At 58.7% G+C, this 5432-nt stretch carries 7 protein-coding genes and 1 pseudogene; all 8 read left to right on the top strand.

The window, feature by feature from the left end:
* Window positions 1-283: pseudogene (locus AC1DSG_RS27070) on the top strand (hypothetical protein); the annotation flags it as partial.
* Between the two features lie 327 nt (window positions 284-610).
* Window positions 611-940, top strand: a complete 330-nt coding sequence (locus AC1DSG_RS27065; RefSeq protein ID WP_477793625.1) for a phage holin, lambda family — start codon at window positions 611-613, stop codon at window positions 938-940.
* A gap of 3 nt (window positions 941-943) precedes the next feature.
* On the top strand, window positions 944-1318 hold the full coding sequence (locus AC1DSG_RS27060; protein ID WP_477793624.1) for a DUF7940 domain-containing protein: 375 nt from the start codon (window positions 944-946) through the stop codon (window positions 1316-1318).
* Between the two features lie 50 nt (window positions 1319-1368).
* Window positions 1369-1557 carry a hypothetical protein gene (locus AC1DSG_RS27055; RefSeq protein ID WP_477793623.1) on the top strand — a complete coding sequence of 63 codons (189 nt, stop codon included), beginning with the start codon at window positions 1369-1371 and terminating at the stop codon, window positions 1555-1557.
* Entirely contained in the window at window positions 1557-1961 is a 405-nt protein-coding gene (locus AC1DSG_RS27050) for an HNH endonuclease (RefSeq protein ID WP_477793622.1), read from the top strand. The genes AC1DSG_RS27055 and AC1DSG_RS27050 overlap by 1 nt, the downstream gene beginning before the upstream one ends.
* 145 nt (window positions 1962-2106) lie before the next feature.
* Window positions 2107-2460, top strand: coding sequence for a hypothetical protein (locus tag AC1DSG_RS27045; RefSeq protein WP_477793621.1), 354 nt, complete (start codon window positions 2107-2109; stop codon window positions 2458-2460).
* On the top strand, window positions 2460-4160 hold the full coding sequence (locus AC1DSG_RS27040; protein ID WP_477793620.1) for a terminase large subunit: 1701 nt from the start codon (window positions 2460-2462) through the stop codon (window positions 4158-4160). The genes AC1DSG_RS27045 and AC1DSG_RS27040 overlap by 1 nt, the downstream gene beginning before the upstream one ends.
* Window positions 4160-5398 (top strand): phage portal protein, encoded by a 1239-nt coding sequence (locus AC1DSG_RS27035; protein ID WP_477793619.1) that lies wholly within the window; start codon window positions 4160-4162, stop codon window positions 5396-5398. Before AC1DSG_RS27040 ends, AC1DSG_RS27035 begins: the two co-directional genes overlap by 1 nt.
* Window positions 5399-5432: the final 34 nt, after the last annotated feature.

Here is a 5432-nt window from a genome sequence, read left to right as displayed (position 1 = left end):
GATTCAATCGCCTGCGCCTCAGTTGTTCATTTATAAGGCGGTGACCGCCTGGGCAATCCCCAAGCTTCGCGGCGAACAGTCAGGCAAGCGGTCCACCGATATGATCGTGCTGCCGGCCGAGTTCTACGACATGAACACCTGGGATCTTGAGGGTAAGCCGGAGTCGACTCGCCGTCGCTGGAAGACGGGTGTTGCACGCTGTCTTGAGCGCCTCGAAGAACAGGCGGTGGTGCACGCGACCGAGATATTCGATCGGGAAGAAATCTTCATTGATGCCGCTTGACTGTAGTGGCGCTTTGATCGTAAATTAACCCCATCATGTCGATCTTGCGCGTTATGAGAGACGACACACAAAGCCCAGCCCTTCGCTGGGCTTTTTGCTATCTGTTGGTGCAGTCCAAGCGGACTCATGCGGGGAATCGGATGCAATCCCGCCGGATGGCCCCGTCCGAAGCCAAAAGCAGGGCAGCGCCTGCCACCGACACCCTTCTGAAGCCTCGCCATCGTGCGGGGCTTTTTCGTTTTCGGCACCCGTGCATCCCTTAATCGCTTAGGCGGGGCACTGCATGGCTGCCGGATCTACTTCACTCCCCGCAAGGGAGGACTCCGGATGCCAAACATGCCCGACAAACCAGACACCTGGCTTATCGTGATGGCCTGGCTCAGCCAGCATGCCCCGATGTTCTACGCGGCGGCACTGTCTTGCTGGATCGCCTTCCTGCGCGTCATCTACGGCGGTGGTGGCCGGCGACAGGCCGCTCTCGAAGCATGCCTGTGTGGCGCGATCACCGCCGGCGCATTCCCACTGCTCGAATACTTCAGCCTTCCCTCAAGCCTTGCAGCTGCCCTTGGTGCTGTCATCGGCACCTTGGGCGTGAAGAAGGTTGCCGACTTGGCCGACCGATTCACTGAAATCAAATTGCCCAAGCGGCAGGAGTGACCCATGCAACTGATCGACAACTGGAAAGACGCGCTGAAGATGCAGAGCGTTCAGGTGGGTGGTGCTATCGCTGTGCTGGGTATCGCTGAACAGCTCCTGCCTTCACTGCAAGCTGTGCTGCCGCCGATTGCATATGGTGCGCTCGGCCTTCTGGTGATGATCGCCCGCGTGATCGTCCAGAAGAAGCTGAGCAAGACGGCGAACATAGAGATCAGCCCTGAGGTCATGGCCAGTACCACCGCCCAAGCTGCGGCATGCGTGGTCGATGTCACTGTCTTGGATGGAGCTCGGCTAGCAACGGATGGCTGTACGCATGTCCCTACCGATGGCACATGGATTTTAGAAAAGGGCGAAAAGGTCATAAGACGTGGCATGTAGCGGCTGCACCGCGCGGCGCGAATGGATAAAGAAGTGGAGCAAGGTGGCATATGAGCGAGCATCCCAGCTGCTTGGAAAGCCTGCTGACTCAGGTGCTAGCCGAGCAGAAGCAGCAGACAGCGATCCTCAACAGGATGGCAGAGCAGCAACTGCTACTGATCCAGGCCCTGGCAGATGATGGTGATGACGACCCTGATGCCATGTCATCGACCTACATGGATGGGAGCAGGGTGATCTGATGGCGCTCAAGCCCATGAAGCCTTGCGGCGCTCCAGCATGCGGCGCGCTGGTACGTGGTGTCAGGTATTGCCCCAAGCATGAGCACCTGACCAAGCAGGCTACGAGAGAGCACGACGACAGGCGAGAGAGCAGCACCCAGCGCGGCTACAGCTACAAATGGCAGCAGGCGCGCAAGGGTTACCTGGCTAAGCATCCGCTGTGTGCTGAGTGTGAGCGTCAAGGCCGGATCGCTGCGGCTACTGACCTTGACCACATCATCCCTCATAAGGGTGACAAGGACGCCTTCTGGGTTCGTTCCAATTGGCAAGGCCTGTGCCATCCATGTCACAGCCGCAAGACGGCGACCGAGGATGGTGGATGGGGCAACGACACGCAGCACGGCAGCGGAAAGCCCGGGAAATGATCGAAATGAGAGGGATTCCCGTTCAGAGGGAGGGGGAGGGTCGAAAGTCTGGTTCCTCTCGCTCCTAGACCGCGCCCAAAAGTCTTCTTACGTTTCTCCAAAATACAGGTTTTGAAAAATGGCCCGACCGAGGACGCCGACCAACGTGCTCGACGCTCGCGGGTCGTTCAAAAAACACCCAGAACGCAAGCGCGAAGACGCTGAGGTTTCTGGTCCGCTGGATGCTGCGCCCGACCATATCAATGGCGCAGTGCTCCACGCCTGGAATGAGATTGCCGGCAGTGCACCGCTCGATGTGCTGACCAACTCCGACCGTATCAGCTTAGAGATTGCCGCCAACCTGCTGGCGCAATTTCGCAACGACCCCATTGAATTCACCGCCGCCAAGCTGGTGCGCCTCGAAGCGCTACTCGGCAAGTTCGGCATGACACCGGCTGACCGTGCAAAGGTCGGCGGTAAGAAAGAGGCGCCGAAGGGAAACCCTTTTGCTGATCTGTAATGGCCGCTCCCAAATATCCACTGGTCAAGGCAGCTGAGGCATACGCTCGGCGAGTGGTTGCCGGGAAGATCCCGTGCTGTAAGTGGGTCAAGCTCGCCTGTAAGCGTCACCTCGATGACCTGAAAGCCTCAAAGGCCGCCGACTATCCCTACAAGTTCGACCCGGCCAGGGCCGAGAAGGTCGGCAAGTTCTTGCAGCTATTGCCGCACACCAAGGGCAAGTGGGCCAGCAAACGCGAACTGATCAAGCTGGAAGGCTGGCAACTGTTCTCGATCTGCATCCCGTTCGGCTGGCTGCGCAAGAAGGACAGTACCCGGCGCTATCGAACCATCCTGATATTCGTGCCGCGCAAGAACGGCAAGTCGATCATCGGTGGTGGTGTTGGGGCCTACATGTTCACCGCTGACGGTGAGTTTGGCGCTGAGGTCTACAGCGGTGCGACCACCGAGAAACAGGCCTGGGAGGTTTTCCGACCGGCCAAGCTGATGATTGAACGCACCCCTGAATTGCGCGACCACTACGGCGTTGAGGTGAATGCCTCGAACATGTGCCGCCTGGAAGATGGCAGCCGCTTCGAGCCGGTGATTGGCAAGCCTGGTGACGGCTCAAGCCCATCCTGCGCCATCGTAGACGAGTACCACGAACACCAAGATTCAACCCTGTTCGACACCATGGAAACCGGCATGGGTGCACGGGAGCAGCCGGTGATTTTGGTTATCACCACGGCCGGCTCCAGCATCGGCGGTCCTTGCCACCAACTGGTACGGGATTCCGAGCGGATGCTGGAAGGTGTGATTGAGCGGCCAGACCTTTGGGCAATGCTTTATACGATCGACCCTGGCGACGATTGGACTTCTGAGGCGGCGCTGATCAAGGCCAACCCGAATCATGGCATATCCATCAACGGTGACTTCTTGCTGGCTCGCCAGCGTGACGCCATGCAGTCAGCCAGCAAGCAGGCGACGTTCCGCACCAAGCATCTCAATGAATGGGTCGGCGCCAAGAACGCCTGGCTGAACATGCTGCGCTGGAAGGAAGCCCCGGCCCGTAAGAGCTTGCAAGAACTGGAAGGCCGTCGCTGCATTATCGGCCTCGACCTGGCCAGCAAGATCGACATCGCGGGCAACATCCTGCTGTTTCCTCCGGTCGAGGGTGATCCGTTCTGGCATGTCCATGGGCGGTACTACTTGCCCGAAGCTCGGGTGATCGAGGAACTGGACAGCAACACCAGCCGTTACCGCGAGTTCGACGCACTCGGTTTGCTGACCCTGACCGATGGCGAAGTGATCGACTTCGAAGTGATCAAGGATGACCTGCGTGAATTCGCCGGTCGCTTTGACATCGAGGCCGTCGCCTATGACCCATGGCAGGCCACTCAGCTTGCACAGGAAATGGTGGCGGAGGGTTTGCAGATGGTGGAGATCCGCCAGACAGTGCAGAACATCAGCGAGCCTATGAAAGAACTGGAGGCGCTGACTTTGCGCCGCTTGCTGGCCCACGGTGACTGCCCGGTCCTGACGTGGATGGCGAGCAACGTCCTGGCCAAGCTGGACGTAAAGGACAACATCTACCCGAACAAAGAGCGTCCCGAGAACAAGATCGACGGGATTGTGGCGCTGATTATGTCGCTGAGCCGCGCAATCGCTGGCGAGTGCGGTCCCGACATCGACTCCTTCCTATCTGACCCGGTGGTTCTCTGATGGCCCTATTCCAAACCTTGCGCGGCTGGTTCGGTTCGCCTGGCGGTCCAACTCGCAACGCCGGGCTTCAGTCGTCCGTACCGCTCGGGCATTCATCGGCGTCCGCTGCCATCGTCAACTTCGATAGCGCCATGCAGATTAGCGCCGTGTTTGGCGCGACTCGGATCATTGCTGAGACCATTGGCAGCCTGCCATTCAATTTGTACCAGGTGGAGGCTGGCGGGCGGAAGATCGCCGACGCCCACCCGCTGCACCGCGTGCTGACTCGTCGACCGAACCGCTATCAAACGCGCGTGGAATTCTGGGAAAGCATGGCGCTCAATCTGGCGGTCAGCKGCAACGCCTACGCCATCATTCAGCGCTCGGGTAATCGCATTATTGGCCTGCTACCGCTGTCATCCAGCCAAGTCGAAACGACCTTGCTGGCTGATGGCAGCGTGGCTCACGCGTACACCGACGGCATGAATGTCAAGGTCTACGGCGAGTCGAGCATGTGGCATATCAAGTTGTTCGGTAATGGGATCATTGGCCTGTCGCCAATGGCCTACGCCCGCAACAGCATCGGCATCGCCATTGCCGCCGACAATCGCATGACCAAGATTTTCAGTAACGGCGCCAAGCCATCCGGTGTGCTCACCATCGATAAAACCCTGACCAAAGAACAGCGCGCCCAGGTTCGAGCCAACTTCTCCGAACTGGAGGAGGGCAACGAGGATCGACTGTTCGTGCTGGAAGCTGGGATGCAGTACCAGCAAGTCAGCATGTTGCCGAAGGACATCGAGATGCTTGAGTCCAGGCGCTTCCAGATCGAGGACATCGGCCGCTTTTTCGGTGTGCCGTCGATCCTGCTCAACCAGACTTTTGGTCAGTCGTCGCTCGGCTCTAACGTCTACGAGATCCTATCGGCGTTCTACAAGCTCAACCTGCGGCCCTACCTGGAGAAGATTGAGGAATCGATTCTGCGCTGGCTGATGACCGAAGAAGAGGCGCAACGCTTCGAGGCCGAATTCAACTTCGACAGCTTGCTGCGCGCCGACACCATGGGCCGCTATCAGGCTAACCGTGAGGCGATCAACACCGGCCAGCTCACTCCTAACGAAGCACGTATCAGCGAAGGACGCCAGGCATTACCCGGAGGCGACCAATTGCTGATCCAGGGCGCAATGATCCCAATTCAAAACGCCGGGCAGAAGCCGGTCAAGGAGGTTCCGAGTGGAACGCAAGAGCCTGAACTTTGACTCGATAGAGTTCAAAGACTCGATAGAGTTCAAA

Source organism: Pseudomonas sp. P5_A12 (assembly GCF_056400685.1).
The sequence above is the reverse complement of the archived record's forward strand: the minus strand, read 5'-3'. Positions and strand labels throughout refer to the sequence as shown.